We start from the raw sequence: 24,348 nt of genomic DNA on the forward strand, positions 1-24,348 counted from the left end.
TCTGGGTTTTGTCCTGCCTGCCGGCCCGTTTTCACATGAAGCAGATCGGATCAATGAGGGTTCACAATGGGAACGACAATCACAGTCACCAATCGCGGCGACAAGGACTATGCAGCGACCTGTACGTCAGCCGCTGCGGCCGACCCGACGGGCGACATCGAAATCGCGGTGACCGAGGGCATTACCGGCCTCGAAATCATCACCGCGCTCGAGAAGGCAAAACAATACGTCGCGCAGACGATCAGGAACGGCGCAGCCGCGGCGGCGCCGTAAATGGTCGACCAGGTGCGGACGGGCCTGGCGAACCGGGCCCTGATGAACATAGGCCATAGCCGGCTGCTGACAGACGTCGACACTGATGACTCGATGGAGGCCCGCACGTTCCGCGCGGTCTATGACGTGTCGCGCCAGACCGTCGCCTCGGCCGTCGACTGGAACTTCAACAGCCGGCGCGTCAGCCTTGCCGCTGCCGGCACCGCGCCGACCTTCGATTTCCTGTATCAGTACCCGGTCCCGGCCGACTGCCTGCGCGTGACCGAACTGTTCGACCTGGCCTCGAGCGCGGTGATTGCCTCGACCAGTTCGAACCCGTTCGATGACGGTATGCGCTGGCGCGTCGAAACCATTGGCGAGACCGACGAGACCTATACGAAAGTCCTGGTCTGCGACCTGCCGGCCCCGATCGGCGCGGTTTACCTGCGCGACGTGGAAAGCCTTGCGCGCTGGTCGCCGGCCGCCCTCGAAGCGCTCGAGCTCAAGATCTCGGCCCGGCTTGCCATGCCGATCGCGAAAAAGCGCGAACTCGCCCGCGACCTGTCGAGCGACTATGACGCCAAGATCGCCCTGGCGGCCTCGATCGATGCGCGCGAGGCCAGTGACACCCGCATGCCCGAGGGCAGCTGGGTCAATGCACGCGAGGGCTACTGATGAAATCCTGGCGCCTGCAGGGCAGTCTGAACGGCGGCGAGGTGAGCCCGCTGCTCTATGGCCGCCCGGACCTTGCCAAGTTTGCGAGCTCGCTGGCGCGCTGCGTCGGGTTCGTGCCATTGCCGCAGGGCGGTGTCACGCGCCGGCCGGGCACGCGGTTCGTCGCGGCCGCCAAGAATGCCGACATGAACGCGATCCTGGTGCCGTTCGTGTTCAGCCGGAAGCAGGCCTACATCCTCGAAATGGGCGACGAATATATTCGGTTTTTCATGAATGGCGGCCAGCTGTTCAACATCACGCCGAACTACACATTGCTGACAGAGTCAGGCGACACGCTGGTGACCGAGTCGGGCGACACGCTGGTGACGGAACAGACGGACCCGACCGCGGCGCCCTATGAAGTGGCGAGCCCGTATTCGGCGGCCGACCTCGACGAGCTCCAATATGCCCAGACCGCCGATGTGATGTATATCGCGCATCCCGATCACCCGCCGCGCACCCTGGTCCGGTCCGGCCATACGAGCTGGACCTTTGCCGAATTGCCGTTCAGCAACGGGCCGTTCCTTGGCTACAACATTACCGACAGCTGGACGATCCGCGCCTCGGCGACGACCGGCACGGTGACGCTGACCTCGACGCAGGACCTGTTCACCGACGACCATGTCGACGGCCTGTTCCTGCTCGAGGAAGACACATCCGACGATTACTCGATGTGGGAACCCGCAAAGACCTATACCGCGAGCGCAAAGGTCCGTTGGGAAAACAATGTCTACCAATGCGTCACGGGCGGGACATCCGGCGCCGTCGCCCCGGTCCATATCGAGGGCAATCGCTGGGACGGCCAGGCCTCGGCATCGTGTCGCTGGGAATACCTGCATTCCGGATATGGCATCTGTGTCATCACGGCGGTTGCGTCGGCAACCTCGGCGACGGCGCTGGTCCTGAAACGCATGCCCGACGCGGTTGTGTCGCAGGCAACCCCGAACTGGCGCGAGGGCGCCTGGTCACCGCACCAGGGCTGGCCGCGCGCCGTTGCCCTGTTCGAACAGCGCATCTGGTGGGGCGGTACCGACCTTTACCCGCAGACACTCTGGTCATCGGTCGGCGGTGATTTCACCGATTACCAGCCCGGCGACCTCGATGATGACGCGATCGACTGGACGATCAACAGCCGGCAGGCGAACCCGATTTCGGCGCTGGTCGATGGCACGAACCTGCACGTCCTTTGCGAAGACACCGAACTGATCGGGCGCGCCTCGAACAATTCCGCAGCGGTCTCGCCGGGTGACTTCACGGTGCGCCGGTCGACCTCCTACGGCACCGCGCCGGTCCGGCCGCTGACGATCGACATCTATACGATCATCGTCGACGCCTCGGGCCGCCGCCTGGTCGAGCTCGGCTTCGATGCGGCCGAGGATAATTTCGTGCCGTTCGACATGACGCTCTATGCGGAACACATAACGAGGCCCGGCCAGTGACGTTCCAGTATGAGCCGAATGACCCGCTGCTGCGCGCCTATGAATGGGGCCTGTTCGGCATCGACCCGGTCGTCATTCCGACCCCGACGCCGACTGTTACCGAAACCGATGCGAGCGGCAGCGTGGTTTCGGCCGGCGCAACCGATGACGCCTCGACCCTGAAATACAAGCGTTCGGGCATTGTCGACATCGCCTGGCAGGGCGAGCCGTGGCGCGTGGCATGGGCGCCGAGATCCGACGGCCAGCTGCTCGGCATGACCTATCGGCGCGATCAGGGCGTCCTTGCCTGGCACCGGCACCCGATGACGAATGGCGCGGTCGAACGCGTCGCGACCATACCGAACCCGTCGACGGGGCGCGGACAGGTCTGGATGATGGTTCAGCGGGTCATCGATGGCGAGACGGTGCGCTATATCGAATACATGACCGAGCCGCATGAACCGACGACCCCGAACGACACGGCGGACTATAATTTCCTGGACTGTTCGCTGACCTATAGCGGCAGCGCGGTCACCGAGATTTCGAACCTCGATCACCTCGAAGGCCAAAGCGTGCAGATATGGGCAGACGGCTCGCGCCATGACGACAAGACGGTGTCGGGCGGGTCCATCACGCTCGACCGCGAGGCCTCGAAAGTGCATGTCGGGATCCATACGGCGGCTTACATCCTGACCCTGCCGGTCGATGCGGCCTCGGCGGTCGGCACCTCGCAGGGCAAGACCAAGATGATCGGCCGCGCGGCGGTTCGGTTCGTGCAGACCGTGGGCGGCAAGATCGGCCAGACGCTGGACACGCTCGAAACGATCCTGAAGCGCCAGGCGAGCGATGTGCAGGGCGCGCCGGTGGCGCTGCGGTCCGGGATCTTCAAGATGAACTTCCAGTCGGCGCATGACACCGACCCGCAATTCTATGTCGTGCAGGACATTCCTGCGCCGATGACCATCACGGCCCTTGTGCCAGAAACTGACGGGGCGGATTTCTAATGTGTGTTGACCCGGTAACCGCCGCCGCGATCGCGGCCACGGCCACGGCTGTCACGACGGCCGGGCAGGGCGTCGCGACCTATATGCAGGGCAAGGCCGACGAGAAGGGCTATAAACAGGCCGCGCGCCAGGAACTGATGAACACGGCGGTCGAGGAAAGCCAATATCGCAAGGAGTCGCGGAAGTTCGCCGCGCGCCAGCGTAACCAGGCCCTGAAATCCGGCGGCGATGTCGCCTCGGGTTCGCTCGCTGAAATCGCCAAGGCCGACAGCCAGACAATGGAGCTCAATGCGCTGATGCGTCGTTACGCAGGCGAAACGGAAGCCGAGTCGCTCAGGTTCAAGGGCCGCTCGGCCGCGGCCGGCGCGACCATATCGGCGGCGGGCCAGTTCATGCAGGCCGGGGTCGAGGCGATCGGGGCCTCGGCGAATGGCGATTTTGACGCGTTCAAGAAGAAAGCAGCCTGATGATCGATCGCGCGCGCAGTGACTTCACGGTTCCGGCCGTCCAGCCGCAAAGCGGAAACCAGGGCGCGGCGGCGGCTGATGCGCTGGGACGTGTCGGACAGGCCGCACGCCAGACCGGCGCCGTGTTCAAGCGGGAAGTGGACCGAAAGCAGCTGGCCGATGATTCGGCCGCGCTGCTCGATGTCGAGAATTCCTATCGCCTGGCCCTGCAGGACGTCGAGACGGCCGCCCAGGACGAGGCCCCGCCCTCGGGTGATGGCTATCTGAACGCCGTGCGCAAGGCCCGTGAGGCGGCCGCCAAGGACGCGCTAGCCAAGGTGCCGACCTATGCGTCGCAGGAAGCCCGCCAACAGGCAGGCCTGCTTATCAAGCGCCTCGATGGCGACAGCGACATGCGGGCGACGCAATGGCAGGACGGCGCGGCCAAGTCCTACGCGATCAACGGGTTCGAGGCGTCCTTGTCGACCAGCATCGAGTCGGTGCTTGCCGATCCGACCCAGGCCGAGGCCGAGCGTGAACGCGCCGCCCTGCGCCTGACCTCGATCGCGGGCCGGCTGGATCCTGCCGAGGAAGAACAATTACGCCGGCGCGTCGATGGCGAGCTCGCCGCGTCGGCCGTGCAGGGCCTGACCAATGCGAACAGCTTCACCGAGGCCAAGGAAGCCCTGAAAACCTACACGACCAGCCTGTCGGGCGACCAGCAGCGCGCCCTGACCAATTATATCAGCCAGGGCGAAGACCGCGCCGAACAGGAATCCTATGAAGCGTTCTCGCTCGGCATTGCCGAGGGCGAGGTCACAAAGGAAGACCTGACCGCGGCGCGCAAGTCGGGCGACATCAAGGACGACGGATATTACCGCGCGCTGCTCGGCCAGGCCGAACAGAAGACCCGCAATGACGAGATCCGCGCCAAGCAGGCCGAGGCCGAGGCGCAGGCGGCAAGGTTTGCGACCCTGCGCGTCGGCATCGATGACGGCAACATGACCCGCGCCGACGTCGAGAATGCCTACAAGCGCGGCAAGATCAGCCCGAGCCAATGGTCGCAGCTGGCCCTCCAGGCGAACACTGCGGCCGCGGCCGGCAAGACGGCGGCGACGTTTGCGGAACATATCAATCTCGGCATTCCGATCGACCCGCGCGATACCGACATGAAAAAGGGCGCCGAGGCCCTGTTCCAGAAAAACGGCGGCAAGGGTGTGTTTTTCGAAGATTGGGGCAAGGGCGTCGCGCTGACCCAGCAGTTCGCCGAGGCCGGCCTGATACCGGAAACCCCGGTCACGGTCCTGCGCGGCATGAAATCCTCCGGCACGCCCGAGCAGCAAATGGCGTCGATCGACACGATTTCGAAACTCTATACCGACTATCCGAACGCGGTCGACGCGGCCTTCACGGCGAGCGAGGTGGCCGAGGCGATCAGTTTTGCCGACAAGCTGGACGCCGGCATCGAGCCGCAAGTTGCGTTCGAGGCGATCAAGCTGGAACGCGAGGCGCGCAATGAACCGGCCGGCGCGACGAGCCAGACCCGCGCACGTGTCGCCGAGGCCCGGAAACTGTCGGCAGATTTCAAGCGGTCGGACGCCATCAAGGACGCCGATACCGGCAGCTGGACATTCGACAAATTCTCGGGCGGGGTCCTGGCCGAGGAACAGATCATCACGGATTTTCAGCAGGCCTTCCAGACCTATTACGTGCAGCATGGTGACGAGAAGCTGGCAAAGAAACAGGCCCGCGCCACGCTGGCCCGGACCGTTGGCAAGTCCCGCGCGAATGGCGGCCGGATCATGACGCACCCGCCCGAGCGCTATTATCCGGACACCGGCAACAAGGACTGGATGCGCGATGCGCTGACCGCCGGCGTCACCGAGGCAATGGGCGCCGAGGTCGATTTCGACCAGATCGAACTGATAAGCGACACGGTCACGGCCCGCGAGGCGCGTGACGGCCAGGTGCCGACCTATGCCGTGAAGGTGAAGACCGGCGGCGCCGAGCAGGTCCTGCCGCAGCGCTGGTCGTTCGATGCGGAAGCCGCGAGCCAGATGGCCGAGGAACGTCGCGTCGCCGAGGAAATGGCGGGCAAGGACAAGGCGGCGCAGAAGCGCGCGCGGCGTGCCGAACAGGTCGCAGAGTGGGCCAGGCCCCGCACCGACTCGGTCGCCTGGTCGGCCATGTCTGAACCCGAACGCGCGGCGGCGCAGGAAGCCTATGAACACGCGCTCGCCGATGCGGCGGCGGCGAAAAAAGCGGCGGGGCTCGACTGATGGGCTGGGTCGGAAGTCTCGCAAAGCAGGCCGCTAAATCGGTCGACCTCGCGCCGGACGCGATCAAGGCCGACCTCGGCGCGGGTGGCATCGGTGCCGGCGTCGGCTATGCCATGCCGGCAGACAGCGCCGAGGAACGCGCCAGGCGCGCTGCGCTGCTGTCGGGCGGTGCGGTCGCGGCACGCCGGGCCAAGACGCCCACGCATGCCCGTGACACGTCTGCGGCCGGGTTTGCCGGGACCGGGTCGAAAACGGCGGACCTTCCCGCCCTGGAACGGGCGCAGGCGCTCGAAGGCGCGGGCAAGTCGCAGGAAGACATCTGGCGCGAAACGGGCTGGTACCGGGACCGCGACGGCCAGTTCAAATACGAGATCGACGACTCGCAATCCGGTTGGAAGGTCGACCCGGTCGAGGGCTGGGAAGGCCGGGCCGGCGATGCGCTGCAGCATCCGACCCTGTTCGCGGCCTATCCTGAAATTGCCGACCAGGTCATTCAGGTGCGCGACCTTGGCCCGGTCACGCGTGACGCCGAGGGCAATCTGGTATCGGGACAGTTCGGGCGCAATCACGGCCCGGGCCAGCCGATCGAGCTCAACAGCCAGCTGACGCCGGACGAAATGCGCTCGACCCTGCTGCATGAAACCGATCACACGATCCAGGACGTTGAAGGGTTTGCGGTGGGCGGCAATCCGATGACCGCCCCGAAATTCTACGACGCGCCGATCATTGACGAGATACAGGCCTATATTCAGGAAGCGACCGAGACCCTTAGAAACCCGAACCTGTCGGCGAAGGACAAGGAAGGCCTGCGCCAGCAGATCCAGCGCGCCCGGCGCGACATGGAACAGGCGGCGGCCTTTGTCGGCTACATGCATATGGGCGGCGAGGTGGCGGCGCGGAACACGCAAAAGCGGCTGAACATGACGGCCGAGGAACGCCGGGCCTCATTCCCTGACGAGACGATCGATGTCGAACCGGAACATATTTCTGTTCGCCGCAGCCTGTCGCGCAAGCCCGAGAAGAAACGCCGCCGGTTCAATCCCTGGTCTGATGAGGGCATGCCCGCCAACCTGGCGCGCTATGAATCGCCCCTCGAACTGACCGAGGCGCAGCAGGTCGTCGAACTGAACCGGTTCATTGCCTTTCATGGCACGAACAAGGAATTCGACCGGTTCTCGACCGAGGGCATGGGATCCGGTGAGGGCGCGCAGGCATTCGGGCCGGGCCTGTATTTCACCGAGAACCCCGGCATTGCAGACTTTTACCGCAAGCGCATCGAGGCCGTTTCGCCCAATGCGCGACTCGGAGACGAGCCCTATAACAAGTCGAACCCGGCGCATTACGCCCTGGCGATTTATTGGAGCTATCGCAACCCGCAGCGATACAAGTCGGCATTCGGCAATGACGCCTATCTCGTCGACCAGTACCAGCCGCATAAAATGGCGATCGACAGTTCGATCAAGTCGATGAAATACACGCTGCGCGACCTGCGCGACCCGATCGATACCCATAGGCGCAGCCGGACGGCCCGAATCTTCGAGCAGCCATCGCGCGACAAGATCGCGACGCGCGAGACCAGTGAAATGATAGAGTTCCTCGAGTCCTCGATCGCGGCGCTGGAAGACCTGAAAGCTCAGAAAGGCGGCAAGGTTCCGAAGCTGAAACGCGCGCGCGGGCAGAAAGGCTCGGTCTACACGACCGCGCTCGACATGCCGGCGAAACAGACGATCCTGTTCGACGACGCGTTCAGCAAGCAGCCCGAGGCCGTGCAGGCCGCGTTCCGCGAGCTCGCCGACGAGGGCCTGGTCGAACTCGAGGATGACGCGGCAATGAAAGACCTCGTCGCGGCGCTTGGCGATCCGAACAGCCCGTCGATGGAAATCATGCGCCGGCATGGGATTCGCGGGGTGAAGTATCTCGACGGCAATTCCCGGCACAGTCCGCGCGGGACGAGCTCGTCCTATAATTTCGTCGTGTTCAATGATGCCGACATCGACATCATCGCCCGCGATGTCAGGAGTCACGTTCCCGTGCCAGGCGGCGCGGTACCGGTTGCGTTCGGCGCCTTCGCGGCGGCCGGCATGGTATTCGGTACCGGCGGCGCCGAGGCGCAGGAAATGCCGGACGAGGCCGGGCTCGATGCGCTCGAGGAACAGGCCGAGGCGGCTGCAGCCGCAGAACTGGCCGCGCCCGAACCCGAACCGGAAGCGCCGGCCCTGCCGAAAGGGTTCGTCCCGGCGGCGAGCAATCCGACCTATGACCAGTTCAGGGCGACGACCGTGCCAGGCATGGAAGCGGCGCCCGAGCTGGTCAGCGGCATGGAAACGAATGGCACGATCGCCCGGCCCGATGGCGGCGCGGTCTGGGGCGCGGCGTTCCGGCTCGAAAACGTTGTCGGGTCATGGCTGTCGAAAGAGAAAGTCGATTATGGAGAATGGGAGGAAGGGTTCAATCCGCTCGATCAGGCGAACCTCGAGGGATACGAGCAGCACGCGGACCGGTTTATTGACGCGCGCACGTCGACGCGCATGGAACAGATCAAGCGCCAGATAGATCGCGAAACCGCTGACCGCGAAACCCTCGCCCGGTCCGGCCTTGGCGGCGTGGGCGCGCAGATCATTGCCGGCACGATCGACCCGACCATTTTCATTCCGGTCGGCGGCACGGTGAAGAAAGGCGAGTCGCTGCTAAAGATCGGTGGCCGGTTCGCGGCCGGCGGCGCGGCCGGCGCGGCGGTGTCAGAACTGGCGCTGACCCAGTCCCAGGAACTGCGCACGAAAGAAGAGGTCGCCCTGAACATAGCCGGCGGCACGGTGCTCGGCGGCCTGCTTGGCGTATCCGGTACCGCGGTCCTGCGCGGCGTGACGGGCAAGCCGATCCTCGGGTTCGACCCGGACGTGAACGAGCTCGCCACCCGTTTCGAAACCGAAATGACTTACGACCCGAGCGGCGACCCGGTGTTCGCGCCGGCACGGGCTGACCAGGACGCGATGAATGCGCCGGCCAGCCCGCAAAGTGTCGGCGCGGCGCGGACCGATGAACCGACGCTCGAGGATTTCACGCTCGCCCCGAGCCTTGGCACGGCCGAGGCAACGTCGGCGATGCGCCTGAACCCGCTTTTGCGGCTGTCGAATGCCTCGAGCGCACGCGCCCGCCAGGCCGGCGCGCTGCTGATGGAAAACGGCATGTTCCTGAACCGGAACAAGGAAGGCAAAGCCTCGCCCGTCGCGGTCGAAACCGCCATGATCGAATATCGCGGCTGGCACGCCGAGGCGCAGCGCACGGTCCAGGGCGCCATGAAAGCGCACCGCAAGGCCGGCGGGAAACTGTCGACGACCGAGTTCTATAACGAGGTCGGCAAGGCGCTGCGGCGCGGCGATGATGGCGTCGACGAGCATGTCACCAAGGCCGCCAGGGCCTATCGCGGCGCGATCGAGAAGACCAAGGACCGCGCCATCGAGGCGGGCCTGCTGCCCGATGACGTCGAAGTCACGACGGCGGCCAGCTATTTTCACCGCATGTGGAACCGGCGGGTCATGATCCGGAAGCCGGAAGACTTCAAGCGAATGACCTCGTCTTATCTCGACACGGTGTTCGAGAATATCCGCGTCAGGGCGGCGCAGATCGAGGCCGAGCAGGCGCAGCGCAATTCGTTCGGGAAGAAACTGGCCGACGATATCAAGGAAAGCGATGCCGACATTCGCATCGCGCAGCGCGAGTCGGAAAAGGTCGCCAAGGAAACCAAGGCGCAGATAGAGAAGGACCGCGCGCAGATCGACAAGCTGGTCGCGCGCCGCGAGGATCTATCGGACGAGGCGCTCGACCTGTCTGACCAGATGCAGAGTCTCGACCCTGCCAGCGAAGCGGCCCGCACGGCCAAGGCGCGCATTGACGCGCTCGCGGCGCAGATCCGCAAGCTGGACGAAAAAGCCGCCACGCTCGAGCGCAAGGTCAGCACGGCCGAGGCCAGGGCAGACGGCTCGGTCAAGGCGGTCGAGGCCAAAGTGTCCGCCGGCCAGCGCATCAAGGGCCAGGCCGACGAACTCAAGGCGACGGGCAAGCTGTCCGACGAGGATCGCCGGTTCATCCAGCAGGCCCGCGAACTGATGGAAATCGAACGCGTCGAGGGGTCGCTGCACGCCTATCGCGACGAGGCGGCGACGCACATCTATGACACGCTGATGGGCTATGACAGCCGCACCCTGCCGACCAAGATCACGGTTGCGGGGCGCGGACCGCTGAAAGAACGCACGTTCAATATTCCGGACCTGTACGAGGTCGACGGGATCCGCGCCGAGGATTTCCTCGTCAGCGATGCGCAGGAAGTCATGGACCGCTATATGCGCGTCATGTCGGCCGACATCGAACTGTCGCGGGCGTTCGGGCGGCCGGACATGGAAGACGTGTTCGACGCGATCAAGCGCGACTATGACAAGCTGGTCGAGGCGGCGAAGGGCGAGAAGGCCAAGAAACGCCTGCGCGATGAAATGGACAATCGCATCGCGGACCTGCGCGGCGTGCGCGACGTCATCCGCGGGAATTTCGGCCAGCCGACCTATGACAATCTGTGGGCGCGCGGCACGGGCGCGGTGCGGTCCTGGAATTACACGACCATGCTCGGCGGCATGACCGTGTCGGCGCTGCCAGATGTGGCGAACAAGGTCCTGTCGCATGGCTTCCTCGGCATTGCCCGCGACCTGATCGTCCCGCTGACGGCCGGGCTGAAGAATGCCAACATCACGGCGAAGGAAGCCCGCTCGCTGGGGATTGCGGTCGAGCGGACCCTCGCGACCCGGATTGCGGCAATGGCTGACATTGGCGATGTGTACGGCCGGGCGACCAAGTTCGAGCGCATCATCGGCGCCATGACCAATCACTTCACGACCTGGACTGGCATGCGCGCCTGGAACGATGTGATGAAATCGGCCGATTACATCATGGCGGCGAACCGGACGATCCGCGCGGTCGAGCGGCCTGACCGGATGGGCAAGGACACGCGCACCTGGCTCGCGCAGCTCGGCATCGGCGAGGGCGACTATGCGGCGATACGCGCGCAGGTCCGCAAGTACGGCCAGACCTCGGGCGCGATGCGGCTCGCCAATGTCGACCAGTGGGACGATGCCGGTGCGAAACGGGTCTGGATCGCGGCAATGGGCAAGAATTCGAACATCCAGACCGTGACACCCGGCGCCGGCGACCGGCCGCTGATGATGAACAGCGAACTCGGCAAGACGATCGGCCAGTTCAAGACGTTCGCCTTCGCGGCGAACCAGCGCGTCACGGTCCGCGCGGCGCAGCAGGCCCGTATGGGGCACGGCCGCGTCGTCTCGGCGCTGATGAGCTATGTCGGCATGGGCATGGTCGTCTATTACCTGAAAATGATCGGGTCGAACCGGACGCCCTCGGATGACCCGGTCGTCTGGGTGCGGGAAGGAATCGACCGCTCGGGCGTGGTTTCGATCTTCATGGAAGGGTTCAACACGGCCGAGAAAGTCACGGGGCAGACATTTGTCGGCGACAGCCCGGCCAGCCGGTACGCCTCGCGCAACGCGTTCGGCTCGATGCTCGGGCCGACATTCGGGCGAGGCCAGGCGGCGACCGAGGTCATCGCCGGCGCGCTCGATGGCGACCTGAAGGACCGCGACATCCATGCCGTGCGCAAGCTGATGCCGTACAACAATTTGTTCTGGTTGCGGACCGTATTCGACGAACTCGAGATCGGATTGGTTGACACGGTCGGGGCCGAGGAGACATCATTGTCGGACAGGCGCGAAAGCCTGCTGGAATAGGGGACGGATATGGGACTCAGGAAACGGAAACCCGAACCGCGCATCGCGGTCGAAGGCAGCTATGTGGACACATGGGAACAGGCGCTCGCCTTCGCGCATGCCGGCCATCGCGTCATGTGGGTCGAAGACAATCCCAACTTGGCCCGCGAGACCTTCCAGAAGGCGCTCGACCGCGCGCAACGCGCCGAAAAGCCTGCGACTTCCTCCAAGCGTGGAATGACAATCAGGTTCGAGGGCGGCGGGTTCCTGCAGTTCGAAAGCGCGACGTCTGGCCGGGAAGTCATGTATGGCCGCATGATCCGCTATGTGAACAAGCTGCCGCAATCATGGGCGCCGTGGCTTCATCTGTTCGAGTCGCCTGGCGCAGCACTAGACGAGCCGCAGCCGACCGGGTAACCTGCACACTCCAAACGGGTCTGACATAGCCCTGCTGGCCTTTCGTCTGCATGCCCCGTCACTCTCAGCGAGTGGCGGGGTTTTCATTGGCAAATTCAAACAGGGCGCCCTCGGGCGCCCTTTTCTATGGGGCAAACATGACCGACGAAACGACACCGGCCCGCGGCGACTATTCCAGCCGCGAGGCCTTTCTCGAGGATCTTGCCGTCGCCCGCGAGCTCGGCCAGCTGCGCAACGCGTCGCTGTTCTGGGACACGCTCGACGGCATCCTCGCAGAGAATACCGAACTCAGGGCGACGGTTGAGTCGTTCGAGACCCGCGTCGCCGCACTCGAGGCGACTCTTTCATCCGGAACCTAAAAGGGGCTGACCCATGCAATTCCAATTCAACGGCGTAACCTATCCGTTTAACCAGTTGTTCGATGGCTGGCGCCTGGCGATGGCCACGACGAAATCGGCCTTCGACCAGCAGCCGGTCGCCCTGCGCCTCAATTCCGGCGCCGAGCTCACGGTCCGCTATCAGGACTGTCTCGCCATCGAGCGCCAGCTGTTCGCGGCTGACACGACCGGACAGGCCGAAGTCTAGGCCATGTTCGGATTCAGGCGCCGCCGGCGCGATCCGGCACCGATCCCGGTTTCAGGGCGTGCAAGCGTATTGCTGCAGGCCCTGGACGCCCTCGAGCCGCCGGTCGACACGCCGCGCCGGTACCATGAAACCGACTCCGGCCGCATTCCCGACGAGGTGTTCAAGGACATCGCGGCGATCGTCGGCAAGACCGACTGGCGGATTCACAAATGCATTTCGATCATCGAGACGGCAAACGATGCCATTTCGGCCGAGACGCAGGCCCCGCTTGCCCGACAAGAGGCGCACTATGCCCGCCGGGGCCGCCCGCAATGGGGCCGCAACCATCCGGTTTACAAGCGCATGGCGACCTGGAAGAACCCGTCGACCCAGGCGGCCCGCCGCAAGGCCTATGACGAGTTCTATGGGTACGAGCCGCTGCTGACGGTGCAGTGTCATTCGGAAACCTTCGCCCAGATCATGGGCAAGTGGATCGTGAGCGAGTCGAGCGATGACATTCCGACCTTCATGTTCTCGCAGCCTGACGCCTACCGAAAGGAAATCGAGACCCTCGACGGCCAGGTGCGCGTCTATCGCCATTTCGTGATGAACACGCCGGCGCTCTGGGGCGCCATGCGGTTCCTGTCATCCTCGATCAGTGGCGACACGGTGCGCGACCCGGCCGGGTTCAAGAAAGCCGTTCACCAGATCGCCTCGAACTATAACGGGCCGAACTACAAGGTGAACGATTGGGACAACAAGCTGATCAGGGGGCTGCTGCGTCATGGCATTCGCACTTCCGGGTAACGCTGTCGGGATCCTCGCAGGCCTTGTCGGCGCGGCGATGCTGACCAGCGGCGCCTATTTCAAGGGCCGGGCCGATGCCCGCGGCGCGCAGGCCGTGCGCACGATCAGCCTGCTCGCCGAGGAGCGGTCGACGTTTCGCGGCGTGTTCGCGACCCAGGTCAACGCCACCTATGCGGCGGTCCGTTCTGACCTTGGCAATGCCGAGGCCTGCATCGCGGCGCTCGATGCGTCGGACCAGGCGCGGGCCTCGTTTCGAAAACAGCTGGCATCGAGCCAGGAAACCGGACGCGCCGAGGCGCAGAAACTGTCGCAACAATTACGCGACCTGATGGCCATGCAGGAGGATACAAATGCGGGCATTGCTGGGGCTTATGATCGTCTCGACCCTGATATTCCATGCCGGGTGTACGGCCTCGCCGAATGTTACGGAACTCAACCTGCCGCCGCCATCGCCTACGGTGTTTCCGATATGGAGATTCGCGAGCCCGACACCGGGCCAGTGGACTGAGGGAACGTGTCCGCGATGGGTCGGGCTGGAAACGCCTGAACGCCTCGAGACCATGACGGAACTGACCGAGCTGCTCGAGGGCAGCGCGATCGATCCGGACGGTGACCTCGGCCGGGCGGTTGCGACATGCAGCTGCCCGCCGGGACGACTGGACATGACGGTCGGCAATCTCGCCGCCCGCCATCGCGTCTGCCTGTTTTCTGAATGGGTCGGCAGGGAAAACTCGCGCCTGTGGGATCAATGGGCAGACGGGGAACGACAAGCACATAAGGAGCTGGGACAATGAAGCGACCCAAAATTCAGAAAGATGGCACCTCGGTCACGATCGAATTCGACGATGACCGCACCGCCCGAGACTATGCCGCGCTGGCAAGTGATGACGAAATCAGCACGAACGGCACGACCGGCGAGAAGATGGAACGCGGCGTAAAGGGATTCTTTGACGCCTTCGAGCGCGTGTTCACCCGGTTCGCCGAGGGCGCGACCGGCACGATCGCGATTATCCTGCTCGGCTGCGCGCTCGGCTTCCTTGGCTGGCATTCCTGGAATGGCTGGTGGGGTCCGATGGGGCTCGCCCCGCTGTCGATCATCGGCCCGGTTCTGGTGCTGGCCATCATTGGCCTGTCCTTCGCGATCGCCGAGTCGCGCGTCGAGGAACTGATCGCCCTGAAAGTGCCCGACGAGGCCAAGGCCGACGAGGAACGCAAGGAACAGAAATCCTACAAGGGACTCAGATGGGCGGCGGTGGGCGCCAATGCGGTCGCGGCCATTTCGTTCCAGGCCACGATGATGACCGATGCCGAGACCGGGCGGGCGACGCACCTCGCCGAACTGACCGAATTGCGCATCGAGCGCGCGCAGACCCTCGGGGCCATGAATGACCTGGTCGACGAGGCCCTGCGGCGCGGGCGCATGTCGCCGGCCGCGCAATCCTCCGGCCGTCTGGAACGCGACATCGAGCGCATGTATCGCCAGCAGGCCCGCAACCAGATGAACGAGCCGATCAAGGGCAAGACGGTTGCGGATGTCGTCGGCGACTGCACCGATCCGATTCCGAACTGGCAGACCTATTACGACGTCTATTGCCCGGCCATCCTCGATCGCCAGGACGAGCTCGACGCGGTGACCGATTGGGAAGCGCGGAACGCCCGCGTGAAGGACATCGACGCCAAGACCGACACGCTGACGGCCTCGATGCCTGCCTCGGTCGGCGCATCGGAACAGGCGCATAGCCTGCTCGGGTCGAATTCGGGGATCTTCATGGCGGCGCTGATCGCGTTCGTGTTCGGCGCGTTTGAATTCCTGCTCGGCAAGCTGACCTATCACTGGCGGGTCACGAAACGCAAAAAGGAAGTGTTCGGATGAGCTGGGTTCTCGCGCTGTCGCTGCTCTATTTCCTGCTGATCGCGGTGGCATGGTGCGGCGTTCATGTCGAGCGCCTGTTCCTGTGGAAGGCGTTTGCCGGCGGCGCGGGGCTGCTCGCCGGCATGCAGGCCCTCGAAGGCCTTAGCGTCATGGTTGAACCCTGGCGGCTGCAGACATGGGAGCTTGACTGGCTCGCGGTCGCGGCCGCCCTCATTCTGTGCGGTCGGGGGCTGCTGTGGAAAAGATGGATCTAGGCAACATCGACGCCGGCGATGTGCCGGACAATTTCACGCCGGACATGGCGGACTGGTGGGACGGCGGCGGTCAGACGTTCGAAGCGGCGACCGGCATGGTCGGCAATATGAAAGCGGCCGGCGCAAATGACGACCTGGTCGCGGTCATGGTCTGGCTGATTGGCCTGTCCATGCTGATCGGTGTCCTGCGCCGCGCGATCAACACGGTCGTGACGACCGGCGCCCAGGTTGTCGATCGCGAGCATTCGCTGTCTGTTGAAAGGCGTCGCAAGACCGACGCCCTTGGCCCTTACTATATCCCGCCGACCCCTGGTCAGGTTGGCATTGACACGACCGCCCCGACCGTTCCGGCCGGATACGAAGAAACGAAATAGGAATCTTGCGATGACGACTGCAGTGAATGACCGGCTGGTCGATTATACCGGGGATGGGTCAACGGTGACCTTTGCGTTCGATTTCCCAATCAGCGCCGCGTCAGAGCTCGAACTGGTCGAAGTGACCTCGGCGGGCGTATCCTCGACGCTGGTCTACCTGACCGATTACACGGTCTCGATCGGAAGCGGCGGCACCGGCACGATCACGCGCACGACGGCGCCGGCCTCCGGCTCGAAACTCTATATCGCCGGCAATACGCCGTCCGAACAATCTGCCGCCTATAGCAACGTCGATGACTTCCCGGCGACCGCCCATGAAGGCAGCATGGACGCGATCGTGCGCGTGCAGCAGGAAATCAAGCGCAATCTCGGTCGCATGCCGCGCTATCCATTCGGCGAGACGACCGCAGCGGCCTGGCCAGCGGCCGCGCTGCGGGCCGGCTATGTCGCCCGGTTCAACGCGTCGACCGGCGCCCTCGAGCCGTCTGACCTGAACGACAGCGAATTGCAGGACCTCACGGCGCTGACCGATGCCGAGAAAGCGAATGTCGCGACGGTGGCCGATGCGATCGATGACAGCACGATCAGCGACCTGCTGTCGGGCTCGATCATCGTCGAGGCGAGCCTGACCACCTTGAAGGCCCGCCCGGCCTCGGGCCTCGAAACAGGGCGCGTTGTCCGGACGCGCGGGTTCCATACCGCAGGCGATGGCGGCGGCGCGTATTACACAGTCACGATCGGCGGCGCAGGATCCGCGAATGACCTGACGACGTTCGACCTCGATGATGCCGGCGGCTATGTCACGCTGGTGCGCGGGTCCGGCGGCGTCGATGTCCGGCAGATCGGCCTGATGGCGAACACGCGGACCCTGGACCAGTCCCGATTGAACGCGCGCGCGATCGAGGCCTGGGACGCGCTCGACAACGGGATTCCGCTGACCGATGCGTTCTCGGCCAATGGCGACATATTCTGGCTCGCCCCGCCGGCGGCGCTGACCAATGGCGCAACGGTCAGCCAGACCGGGTGCGTGAAGGTGACGGGCGACCTCACGATCAACGGCTCGCGCAAGGGTGCATGGTTCCGGCAATTCGATTTCCAGTATTGCGCGCTGTTCGCGCTGTATCCCGGGTCGACGCTGACCCTGAATAACTGCCGGCTCGACCAATGGAACATCGACCGCGGCGAAGACCCTGAAACCAGCGCGAACTATACGACGGGCGTGACGGTCACCGACTCGGCGCTTAGCGGCACGGGCAGCGATTCCGTGACGGCGATCTATCTCGGCATCATTCAGGGATATGGCGGCGACTATCTCGCGGCCAATTGCGAATACACGAACGCGGTCTATGGCGACGTCGTGCCGGATGCCCGCTCGCGCGGCGAGATCATGTCCGACCTGTTCGCACATCACCATGACACATATGTCAGCCTGCATTCGCTCGGCAATGTGTCGACGAACTACCTGGCCGACGCGACCGTGCTGGCCTATGACCGCGTCGTGATGGATTTCGCGCGCCACAATGACATTCTGACCGAGACGTTCGACATCGGCGGCGGGATCATGTCGCTGTCCATCTGCCACAATCGCGGCACGCGCTGCTATACGTTCACGGCGAACCCGTCGCACAAGGAAGTGTTCGACATCCAGGACGTGCGCAAATACACGATCGCGTTCAATGATTTCGACCTGAACGGCGATTGCGGCACGCTGATCCGCCTGAAAGGCGGCAAGAACAGCGGCGGCGTCATTCATGGCAACAAGGCCCGCAATGGCCTGGCGGGCATGGTGCAGGTCGCGAGTTTCGGGAACAATGGCTCGGGCAAGCTGCGCGTTAATTTCCAGGCCGTTCACGGCGCGACGACGGGCGAGACATGGGTCATCATGGGCGCGCAGACCGAAGAATTCTCGGTCGCTGGCAGCGTCACGGTCATCGACACCGACACGTTCGACATAACCAGCGTGAACTATACCGGCAGCGAGAACGCGACCCGCAGCGAGATCTATGCGGTGAAGGCCCCGACCGAATACGTCTCGAGCAATACGTCGGACTATACGCTCGACACCGGCGTCGCCTTCACCAGTACCGAGCTGCGCTGGAACGGCACGGCGGGCACGATCAAGGCCATCCAGGACGACAATACGGCGCTTGGCGGTCTCGACCTCGGCGACCTTGAGTCGGTCAGCCCGCTCAATTCCCGCATTTACCTGATGACGGTCACCATCACCGACCGCACGGCCGGCACGCTGACCGTCACGACGGCCGCGTCCGGATCCTATGGCGACGCCGATTACTCGTCGGACGCGCTCGGGGAAAACGGGACGTTCACCTTCCTGATGTCATCGACCGGGAACGACACGATCACCTATATCGGCGAAGACAGTTTCGACGGGCGCGTCGAGGTGACCGACTGCTCGATGATCGCCTGGCAGGGCGCGTTCATTGTCCATTCGAACAGCGAGAACGATGTCATCAGCGAGAACGAGGGGAGCTTCTTCTTCGATGGCCTTCACTCGCTCGACCAGGGCAACAAGCGCGGCCGCGACAGCAGCCTGCGCGGCAACCGCCTGTCTGGCATCCTGAACGATGCGATCATCGCAACGCATCATACGAACCATGCAGACCTCGGCGCGATCTTCGACCGGCGCCTGAACTATGAAATGAATCACTTCACCGACGTCTATCGCAACGCGATCAATCTTGGTGGCAGTGCCGAGACCACATTCCTCGGCGGGTCGTTCCAGATGATCGGCAACGGGGCCTGCCCGACCGTGTTCAATAATGGGTGCGAGGATGTGCTGCTGCAGGGCGTCCGGTTCCGCAATGGCGTCAGCCTGACATTCGACCCGAACCTGACTGAGGAAACAATCGAGTTCAAGGATTGCCCTGGGTTCGTCGACCATGTGCACGGCTGGTTCGACGGCACGACGCTGTCCAATGGCAAGACTGTTATCAGCCGGCCGGCGTTCACTTATACGGCCGCAGACGCGGCTGAGGCGTTGAAGATCTATCGGGCCGTTCCAGTGCTTTCCACGGCCGCATGGTCAGCGGGTGGGAATAATCCGTTCATGATCCATAGGGACGAGGGCAACGTGGCTGCCAACAATGACGTGCGGTTCCTGGTGCTCGATGAGACTGGCGCGGTGTGCAACACCAAGGCCGCCAGCTTCACCTGGGACGAATACGGCCCGCGCAAGTTCCCGATTGCCGCCTAGTTGCAGCTGAACTGAACGGTCGGGGATGGGGCGGCGCAGGCCTCGGCCGCGCTGCCCTCGGGATTGACCAGGAAGGCAAGGACGCCGGCGACGGCGATGGCAGCGAGGGCGGCAAGCGTGGTTCGGGTCATGGTTTGATTCCTTTTCAATCGGATGTAGCCAAGCACGGGCGCGCTGGCTAGAAAAAAGTGGGACGGTTTCGCCGAACGTTCACGGGAACAGGCGGGCAACCCATAGGGCAGGTGGGACGGCTAGGGCATTGTTTTTGCTGGGTTCTGGCGACCCCGGCAGGATTCGAACCTGCGACCGTCCGATTAGAAGTCGGGTGCTCTATCCAGCTGAGCTACGGGGCCGGATCGTTGCCGGCGGGCATCCTAGTGTGTCCAGGGCTGCTTGCGATTGGCGTCGAAATTAGCGCTATAGGACTTTACAAGCCGTTTCCGCTCTTCAGATGGCGTAACCGTAAATGTCAGGCCCTTGCTCTTGGCATACTCGATCGCCTGTTCCTGCGTCTCGAAGGAAAGGCGGATCTGTCCGGACGTGTCGTCAATGCTGGTCCAGCCCATGAGGGGGTCTGCCGAGCGCTTGGCGTCATTGTTCACGAATTCGAGAATCCAGGCTTTGGTCTTGCCTCTGCCGGAGGTCATCGCGCTTTTGGCGGGCTTGTAGATACGCGCTTGCATGATGAACCTCACCGCTAAGAAAGTGAATGGTCGGAGCGAGAGGATTCGAACCTCCGACCCTCTGGTCCCAAACCAGAAAGTTGGTGGAACGAGTCTTTCGCAAGACCCCTGAAAAAACAATGCATTAAGTGGGTTTGGACCCCGCTTGCCGCAATACCTCCAAACGCCAAGCCACCAATAAGCCACCGTCTGAGTTACAATGCAGCCGGAATAGCGAGGCTTGGCCCCGTGCGCAACCATTATGGTGCTTTAGGCCATTGAATTGCCCCCCTCCATGAATTCCACCGCGTGAGGCGAAATTTCCGACAGAGCAGGTCAGTTAGCCTGTTTCCAGGAGTGATTGAATGATTTCGCGTGATTCATTCCCAAGGCGTGCAGCGCCCTGGCTGAGCCTTTCCTGCCAGGCCGGTCCTCGCGCGGCGGCCTCGTTGAGGGCGGCGATCAGATCGTCTTGTCTGCGTTTGGCAACGAGCGCTTCGACGAGAAGGCCAGCCTGCATGATATCTTTGTCGGACTTCACGGCACTCTCGCCAGTGTCCTTCCGCATGGTTGAAACGATCAGTTTGTGGACAGCATACCGCTCTGGGGATGGAACGTTTACGAGTGCCCCGAAGCGCGTGAGGATCGCTGCTTCGACCGTGTCTCTCAGCAGGAAGTCCAGAAAACGCAAGGGCAACGCATCGGATCTGAGGCTGGGCAGGTTAACTGGGGCGTCCCGATCAGGGCCGCGATTGGTCGTCAGGACGTCTACCCGGTATCCACCAGGGCGAGCGTACGTCGCTGCTATGTTGGGGCCCGCAAGGGAGGGGACCGGCGCGAACGCCGCATCGACTGTTTTCAGGACATCAATCAGTGAAACGTCGAGTGAATCATTGAGCGCAACTGACACGCCGTAGTCTTGGGCAAGGTCGACGTCACCGGTTCGTATGGCGACGTTCGGCAGCTTGACACCGAGAAGGCCGGCATAGGTCTGGAACGCGATTGTGCCGACAATCACGCCCCTCAAACGGAACACGCCTGCATCCGCGAGAGCCTCGATAACGGCTCCTGTCAGCCCATCTGGCTCGGGCAGGCCAGCGCCGGAAAGCGAGCGACGGATCGCCTTGCGCGTATCGGCATGGGCCTTCGCACTCATCGCGCTGTCAATGGCGGTACGGCGCTCTGGTGTGTCAACGCCCAGATACCGTTCCGGTGGACGTCCCTGTGGGGTCGTCGGCTCCTGAACGTACCAGTAGTCCTTGCCGGAGATAGTTCTTTTTCGGAAGGTTGAGCCTTCCGGAAAGTCGGACGCTATGGCCAGCCGCAGCTGGTCTAGCAGCTCGGCGTAACTGGTCTGGATGACGAGAGGAAGTTCCTGGATAGTCATTTGCCGGCAAAATACAAAAATGCCGGTAAAAGTCAATACTTACTGCTTTATGGCAACTGGAAGACCTTTAACCTCGGCAAGCATACCGGGCCGCGATCTTGACCATACGTCTGCTAAAACTTGTCGCTAGTAGTCGACGCCTGAACGGTATTGGTCACCACTGCCTCGGCGAATTGCCGCCGGATATAGTCTCCAGGATATCGCGGACGACCGGCGCGTATGGAAAATGGGGGCCATTGACCGCGCAGCCGGCGTTTTTCGAGGCCGGACACGGTCCACCCGGTAAGATCGGCGCACTGTTTGGGTGTTAGCCAGCTTGTCTCACTGGTGAAATCGGCTTTACTGATTTTGCTTTCTGCCATTGGTTATACTCCACAATCTGATGTTGATCCGGCGGCACCGCAATCAAGATTTCTTTGCCTTTCGGAATCCGGTGTCACTCGCCAAAAAGGTTTCCAGCATCAGCGGCACCAGTGCAGAAGCCGAAACCTCCGTTCCATGGATCTCCGAATGAATTCGCGCATAGTCCTCCAGATCCGCCGCTAGCAGCGGGTCGACCAAGACGGCGAGTTTCTGCGGCGTCCGGTCAGGCAACGCCCCGATCTTCAAACTGACTTCACTCATGGCTGTATGCCTCCTTCATAGGGCTTCAAGACAATGTCCTTGTTGACGAGCACGCCGAGTCGCCAGCCGGGCCGGATCGTGATCGAGGGCTGGACGTCGAGATTGCGGCGCACAATTTCCTGGCCGGCCTCATTGGCGCCGGACTGGGCCGAGCGGCGAAGCGCGCGGGCAATGTCGCCCTCATCATCGCTCGAAAGTTCGGACCCGACGCCGAGCAAAGTCGACAGTGCGACGCCCTGCAACAGCTTCCAGGAATGATAATCGACCTTGTCTTCGAGCCCGGCATAGCCGCGCGCATCGGTGCCGGCGAGATTGTCGATCCGGATGGATGTGCCGTCCGGCATGACGATCCGGCTCCAGACGAGCAGCGCCCGGGACTGGCCGAACGCGATGACGCTGTCATAGCGGCCAATGAGCCTCGCGCCTTGCGGTACGAGCACAGTCTCACCTGTGACCGTGTCATAGACCGGGCTTGTCACCTGCGCGATGACCTGGCCGGGAAGGTCGGAGTTCACCCCCGTCAGCAGTGTTGCCGGGATGATCGTTCCCGCCATCAGCTGGTAGGGTGAGACCGGCGTCTCCAACCGGTGCGGATTGTAGATCGAAGGATCCGTCTCGGTGCCCAGAAAATCAAGCTTGCGAACCTGACGGTTTGGGTCCTCATCTAAGGATGACCCGAACGCACTGCCATCAGATGGCGTAAATGCCGAAAGATCCGGAAAGTTCAGCGAAGGCGCTGACAATGCCGCAACTGAACTGCCGATGCTCTTCGCTCCTGCGCCTGATCCCACCTGGAAAAACACCCCGCTCCCCCGCGCTGCATCCGTCAGCGCCGCCTCACGCGCCCGCAGCTCTGCCTCCAGCACCGCCATTTGCTCGCGCATCGGGTCAGAATCGGGCGCATCCTGCTCAGGTAATCCCATCCGCCCTTCGCGCTGTGCCTTCAGGATCGGTGTCCCAAGGTCTCCCGGGAGCGGTGGCCCGAGTATGTCTTCTTCTGGCGGCAGCTCTCCATAAGACTTCGGCAGCGCGGCGAGACCATCCGCTTCCGGATTATGACCCGTATTGTAGAGCTCACGTGCAGGACCGCCGACATTATCCTTCGGGTCCTGCAGGGCGAAGGCGAGCGAGCCAAGCACGATTGCGCTGCCGGTTCCGAGCAGGATCATCAGCGCCCGTTTGGAGAACCGCTTCACGGGTCTCGGGCGCCCGCGGATTTCGAGCGGTTGGGCTGGAGGAGAAACGGCCTCTGTCATGGCTTCGCGCTGCCAAGGTCATTGCGGGCAATCTTCACGACATCCTGGCGCTTTTCGCCAAGGCGCAATTCGGCGCGGGCGAACAGCCGGTCGACGACATAATAGTCGCCGGACATGCGATAGTTGACGAGCTGGGCCTTACCGTCCCTTCCGATAACGAACAGGGCCGGAGCCTCGCCCTGGTCGAGCCGGGCCGGGAACTGGATATAGACCTTGCGCCCATCGTCGAATACGCGATCGGGCCGCCAGTGCGGCGCATCGCCGTCTATTTTGTACCTGAACTTCAACCGATCAAGCTGCAATCCCGCTGGCGACGACGATGCGGAAGCCCGCCCCGCGCTCGAACTCGCCACCCGTGTCACCAACTGCTGATCGGCATAGCGCCAGGACACGGCCGCCATATAGGTCTCTTCGAACGCGCGGAGTTCGAGGTGGTAAGCTCTCAAACTCGTCGTGATGATGAGGTTCGTCTTGAGATCAGCCTGGGTCGGCTTGATCAGGATATGGGCCTGAGCCTCAGTGCCGGTGCCGGAGACGGTATCGCCGAGCACCCAGCGGACTGTGTCACCGGCAGAGACCGAAACCAGCTCCTCCCCGGGCTGCAGGACGATGTCGGTGACCTGCTCGGGCGCGCAATAGACCTGGTAGAGCGCGCCCACGGTATAAGGATAGACTTGGATCGCGTTCATGTAATTGTCGAGGGAGGGTTCGACCGCCGCCTTACCATTCGCCGTTTCGATGGCCTGGTAAGGCTTGAGTGATGGCGCATCTGTCTCCGTCGGCATGGGTTTCAACTGGCCGGGCATCGCGCCTGTGACACTTGTCGGCGTATAGGTGCGGTAAACGACCGGCGTCGAAGAAAGGCCCACGTCGGCGATATCGGCCTCTTCCACGTCGGGGGCGAGATAGAGGTCTTCGACATAGTCCGGTTCATCGAGCGTGATGTCGAGACCGACGGCGGCAGGGAGAGACTCGCACGCCGCAAGGGCGGTCGAGGCGAGGAGGATGAGGGCAAGGCTTTTCATGGGGGATATG

The 24,348-nt window shown here is 63.3% G+C and carries 24 protein-coding genes and 1 tRNA gene; 17 read left to right on the forward strand and 8 right to left on the reverse strand.

The features are described from left to right. Positions 1 to 66: 66 nt before the first annotated feature. The 17 genes from B2P82_RS01045 (at position 67) to B2P82_RS01125 (ending at position 19,384) form a co-directional block, all read left to right on the forward strand. The gene (locus tag B2P82_RS01045) at positions 67 to 273 is read left to right on the forward strand and encodes a hypothetical protein (protein WP_290494511.1); all 207 of its coding nucleotides are present in this window, start codon (positions 67 to 69) and stop codon (positions 271 to 273) included. Beyond that, complete coding sequence (locus B2P82_RS01050) at positions 274 to 927, forward strand: phage connector family protein (protein WP_290494513.1); 654 nt, start codon at positions 274 to 276, stop codon at positions 925 to 927. Beyond that, entirely contained in the window at positions 927 to 2,405 is a 1,479-nt protein-coding gene (locus B2P82_RS01055) for a phage tail protein (protein ID WP_290494515.1), read from the forward strand. The genes B2P82_RS01050 and B2P82_RS01055 overlap by 1 nt, the downstream gene beginning before the upstream one ends. Then, entirely contained in the window at positions 2,402 to 3,388 is a 987-nt protein-coding gene (locus B2P82_RS01060; protein WP_290494517.1) for a phage tail protein, read from the forward strand. Before B2P82_RS01055 ends, B2P82_RS01060 begins: the two co-directional genes overlap by 4 nt. Next, a complete protein-coding gene (locus B2P82_RS01065; protein WP_290494519.1) occupies positions 3,388 to 3,855 on the forward strand; it encodes a hypothetical protein in 468 nt (155 codons plus the stop codon). Before B2P82_RS01060 ends, B2P82_RS01065 begins: the two co-directional genes overlap by 1 nt. Further along, on the forward strand, positions 3,855 to 6,113 hold the full coding sequence (locus B2P82_RS01070; RefSeq protein ID WP_290494521.1) for a hypothetical protein: 2,259 nt from the start codon (positions 3,855 to 3,857) through the stop codon (positions 6,111 to 6,113). Before B2P82_RS01065 ends, B2P82_RS01070 begins: the two co-directional genes overlap by 1 nt. Continuing rightward, a complete protein-coding gene (locus B2P82_RS01075) occupies positions 6,113 to 11,902 on the forward strand; it encodes an LPD23 domain-containing protein (RefSeq protein WP_290494523.1) in 5,790 nt (1,929 codons plus the stop codon). Before B2P82_RS01070 ends, B2P82_RS01075 begins: the two co-directional genes overlap by 1 nt. Positions 11,903 to 11,911: 9 nt before the next feature. Beyond that, positions 11,912 to 12,298 carry a beta/alpha barrel domain-containing protein gene (locus B2P82_RS01080; RefSeq protein WP_290494525.1) on the forward strand — a complete coding sequence of 129 codons (387 nt, stop codon included), beginning with the start codon at positions 11,912 to 11,914 and terminating at the stop codon, positions 12,296 to 12,298. Between the two features lie 137 nt (positions 12,299 to 12,435). Then, positions 12,436 to 12,657, forward strand: coding sequence for a hypothetical protein (locus B2P82_RS01085; protein WP_290494527.1), 222 nt, complete (start codon positions 12,436 to 12,438; stop codon positions 12,655 to 12,657). Positions 12,658 to 12,670: 13 nt separating this feature from the next. Further along, complete coding sequence (locus tag B2P82_RS01090) at positions 12,671 to 12,883, forward strand: hypothetical protein (RefSeq protein WP_290494529.1); 213 nt, start codon at positions 12,671 to 12,673, stop codon at positions 12,881 to 12,883. Between the two features lie 3 nt (positions 12,884 to 12,886). After that, on the forward strand, positions 12,887 to 13,669 hold the full coding sequence (locus B2P82_RS01095) for an N-acetylmuramidase domain-containing protein (RefSeq protein ID WP_290494531.1): 783 nt from the start codon (positions 12,887 to 12,889) through the stop codon (positions 13,667 to 13,669). Beyond that, the gene (locus B2P82_RS01100; protein ID WP_290494533.1) at positions 13,647 to 14,177 is read left to right on the forward strand and encodes a hypothetical protein; all 531 of its coding nucleotides are present in this window, start codon (positions 13,647 to 13,649) and stop codon (positions 14,175 to 14,177) included. The genes B2P82_RS01095 and B2P82_RS01100 overlap by 23 nt, the downstream gene beginning before the upstream one ends. A gap of 52 nt (positions 14,178 to 14,229) precedes the next feature. After that, positions 14,230 to 14,463 (forward strand): hypothetical protein, encoded by a 234-nt coding sequence (locus B2P82_RS01105; protein WP_290494535.1) that lies wholly within the window; start codon positions 14,230 to 14,232, stop codon positions 14,461 to 14,463. Continuing rightward, positions 14,460 to 15,542 carry a hypothetical protein gene (locus B2P82_RS01110; RefSeq protein ID WP_290494537.1) on the forward strand — a complete coding sequence of 361 codons (1,083 nt, stop codon included), beginning with the start codon at positions 14,460 to 14,462 and terminating at the stop codon, positions 15,540 to 15,542. The genes B2P82_RS01105 and B2P82_RS01110 overlap by 4 nt, the downstream gene beginning before the upstream one ends. Then, positions 15,539 to 15,796 carry a hypothetical protein gene (locus B2P82_RS01115; protein ID WP_290494540.1) on the forward strand — a complete coding sequence of 86 codons (258 nt, stop codon included), beginning with the start codon at positions 15,539 to 15,541 and terminating at the stop codon, positions 15,794 to 15,796. The genes B2P82_RS01110 and B2P82_RS01115 overlap by 4 nt, the downstream gene beginning before the upstream one ends. Continuing rightward, positions 15,787 to 16,170: a hypothetical protein gene (locus B2P82_RS01120; protein WP_290494542.1), complete on the forward strand. Its 384-nt coding sequence runs from the start codon at positions 15,787 to 15,789 to the stop codon at positions 16,168 to 16,170. Before B2P82_RS01115 ends, B2P82_RS01120 begins: the two co-directional genes overlap by 10 nt. 10 nt (positions 16,171 to 16,180) lie before the next feature. Beyond that, positions 16,181 to 19,384: a hypothetical protein gene (locus tag B2P82_RS01125; RefSeq protein ID WP_290494544.1), complete on the forward strand. Its 3,204-nt coding sequence runs from the start codon at positions 16,181 to 16,183 to the stop codon at positions 19,382 to 19,384. Here the strand turns inward: B2P82_RS01125 and B2P82_RS01130 are convergent. The 8 genes from B2P82_RS01130 to trbG all read right to left on the reverse strand — a co-directional run bounded on the left by B2P82_RS01130 (position 19,381) and on the right by trbG (position 24,338). Beyond that, on the reverse strand, positions 19,381 to 19,515 hold the full coding sequence (locus B2P82_RS01130; protein WP_290494546.1) for a hypothetical protein: 135 nt from the start codon (positions 19,513 to 19,515) through the stop codon (positions 19,381 to 19,383). The genes B2P82_RS01125 and B2P82_RS01130 overlap by 4 nt on opposite strands. Before the next feature lie 145 nt (positions 19,516 to 19,660). Then, positions 19,661 to 19,737: transfer RNA gene (locus B2P82_RS01135), tRNA-Arg, on the reverse strand. 21 nt (positions 19,738 to 19,758) lie between these two features. After that, positions 19,759 to 20,067, reverse strand: coding sequence for an ETC complex I subunit (locus B2P82_RS01140; protein WP_034811260.1), 309 nt, complete (start codon positions 20,065 to 20,067; stop codon positions 19,759 to 19,761). Positions 20,068 to 20,386: 319 nt separating this feature from the next. Continuing rightward, complete coding sequence (locus B2P82_RS01145; protein ID WP_290494548.1) at positions 20,387 to 21,433, reverse strand: nucleotidyltransferase family protein; 1,047 nt, start codon at positions 21,431 to 21,433, stop codon at positions 20,387 to 20,389. 113 nt (positions 21,434 to 21,546) lie between these two features. Beyond that, positions 21,547 to 21,795: a hypothetical protein gene (locus B2P82_RS01150; protein WP_290494550.1), complete on the reverse strand. Its 249-nt coding sequence runs from the start codon at positions 21,793 to 21,795 to the stop codon at positions 21,547 to 21,549. Between the two features lie 43 nt (positions 21,796 to 21,838). After that, positions 21,839 to 22,057 (reverse strand): DUF2274 domain-containing protein, encoded by a 219-nt coding sequence (locus B2P82_RS01155; RefSeq protein ID WP_290494552.1) that lies wholly within the window; start codon positions 22,055 to 22,057, stop codon positions 21,839 to 21,841. After that, positions 22,054 to 23,313, reverse strand: a complete 1,260-nt coding sequence (locus tag B2P82_RS01160; RefSeq protein WP_290494554.1) for a TraB/TrbI/VirB10 family type IV secretion system protein — start codon at positions 23,311 to 23,313, stop codon at positions 22,054 to 22,056. Before B2P82_RS01160 ends, B2P82_RS01155 begins: the two co-directional genes overlap by 4 nt. Then, positions 23,310 to 24,338 carry a P-type conjugative transfer protein TrbG gene (trbG, locus tag B2P82_RS01165; protein WP_290494555.1) on the reverse strand — a complete coding sequence of 343 codons (1,029 nt, stop codon included), beginning with the start codon at positions 24,336 to 24,338 and terminating at the stop codon, positions 23,310 to 23,312. Before trbG ends, B2P82_RS01160 begins: the two co-directional genes overlap by 4 nt. Positions 24,339 to 24,348: the final 10 nt, after the last annotated feature.

This window comes from Hyphomonas sp. UBA4494, from assembly GCF_002388935.1.
GTDB lineage: Bacteria > Pseudomonadota > Alphaproteobacteria > Caulobacterales > Hyphomonadaceae > Hyphomonas.

Coding starts and splice junctions, on each gene's coding strand:
- B2P82_RS01045 (WP_290494511.1), top strand. CDS start 67: ATGGGAACGACAATCACAGTCACCAATCGCGGCGACAAGGACTATGCA.
- B2P82_RS01050 (WP_290494513.1), top strand. CDS start 274: ATGGTCGACCAGGTGCGGACGGGCCTGGCGAACCGGGCCCTGATGAAC.
- B2P82_RS01055 (WP_290494515.1), top strand. CDS start 927: ATGAAATCCTGGCGCCTGCAGGGCAGTCTGAACGGCGGCGAGGTGAGC.
- B2P82_RS01065 (WP_290494519.1), top strand. CDS start 3,388: ATGTGTGTTGACCCGGTAACCGCCGCCGCGATCGCGGCCACGGCCACG.
- B2P82_RS01070 (WP_290494521.1), top strand. CDS start 3,855: ATGATCGATCGCGCGCGCAGTGACTTCACGGTTCCGGCCGTCCAGCCG.
- B2P82_RS01075 (WP_290494523.1), top strand. CDS start 6,113: ATGGGCTGGGTCGGAAGTCTCGCAAAGCAGGCCGCTAAATCGGTCGAC.
- B2P82_RS01080 (WP_290494525.1), top strand. CDS start 11,912: ATGGGACTCAGGAAACGGAAACCCGAACCGCGCATCGCGGTCGAAGGC.
- B2P82_RS01085 (WP_290494527.1), top strand. CDS start 12,436: ATGACCGACGAAACGACACCGGCCCGCGGCGACTATTCCAGCCGCGAG.
- B2P82_RS01090 (WP_290494529.1), top strand. CDS start 12,671: ATGCAATTCCAATTCAACGGCGTAACCTATCCGTTTAACCAGTTGTTC.
- B2P82_RS01095 (WP_290494531.1), top strand. CDS start 12,887: ATGTTCGGATTCAGGCGCCGCCGGCGCGATCCGGCACCGATCCCGGTT.
- B2P82_RS01100 (WP_290494533.1), top strand. CDS start 13,647: ATGGCATTCGCACTTCCGGGTAACGCTGTCGGGATCCTCGCAGGCCTT.
- B2P82_RS01105 (WP_290494535.1), top strand. CDS start 14,230: ATGACGGAACTGACCGAGCTGCTCGAGGGCAGCGCGATCGATCCGGAC.
- B2P82_RS01110 (WP_290494537.1), top strand. CDS start 14,460: ATGAAGCGACCCAAAATTCAGAAAGATGGCACCTCGGTCACGATCGAA.
- B2P82_RS01115 (WP_290494540.1), top strand. CDS start 15,539: ATGAGCTGGGTTCTCGCGCTGTCGCTGCTCTATTTCCTGCTGATCGCG.
- B2P82_RS01120 (WP_290494542.1), top strand. CDS start 15,787: ATGGATCTAGGCAACATCGACGCCGGCGATGTGCCGGACAATTTCACG.
- B2P82_RS01125 (WP_290494544.1), top strand. CDS start 16,181: ATGACGACTGCAGTGAATGACCGGCTGGTCGATTATACCGGGGATGGG.
- B2P82_RS01130 (WP_290494546.1), bottom strand. CDS start 19,515: ATGACCCGAACCACGCTTGCCGCCCTCGCTGCCATCGCCGTCGCCGGC.
- B2P82_RS01140 (WP_034811260.1), bottom strand. CDS start 20,067: ATGCAAGCGCGTATCTACAAGCCCGCCAAAAGCGCGATGACCTCCGGC.
- B2P82_RS01145 (WP_290494548.1), bottom strand. CDS start 21,433: ATGACTATCCAGGAACTTCCTCTCGTCATCCAGACCAGTTACGCCGAG.
- B2P82_RS01150 (WP_290494550.1), bottom strand. CDS start 21,795: ATGGCAGAAAGCAAAATCAGTAAAGCCGATTTCACCAGTGAGACAAGC.
- B2P82_RS01155 (WP_290494552.1), bottom strand. CDS start 22,057: ATGAGTGAAGTCAGTTTGAAGATCGGGGCGTTGCCTGACCGGACGCCG.
- B2P82_RS01160 (WP_290494554.1), bottom strand. CDS start 23,313: ATGACAGAGGCCGTTTCTCCTCCAGCCCAACCGCTCGAAATCCGCGGG.
- trbG (WP_290494555.1), bottom strand. CDS start 24,338: ATGAAAAGCCTTGCCCTCATCCTCCTCGCCTCGACCGCCCTTGCGGCG.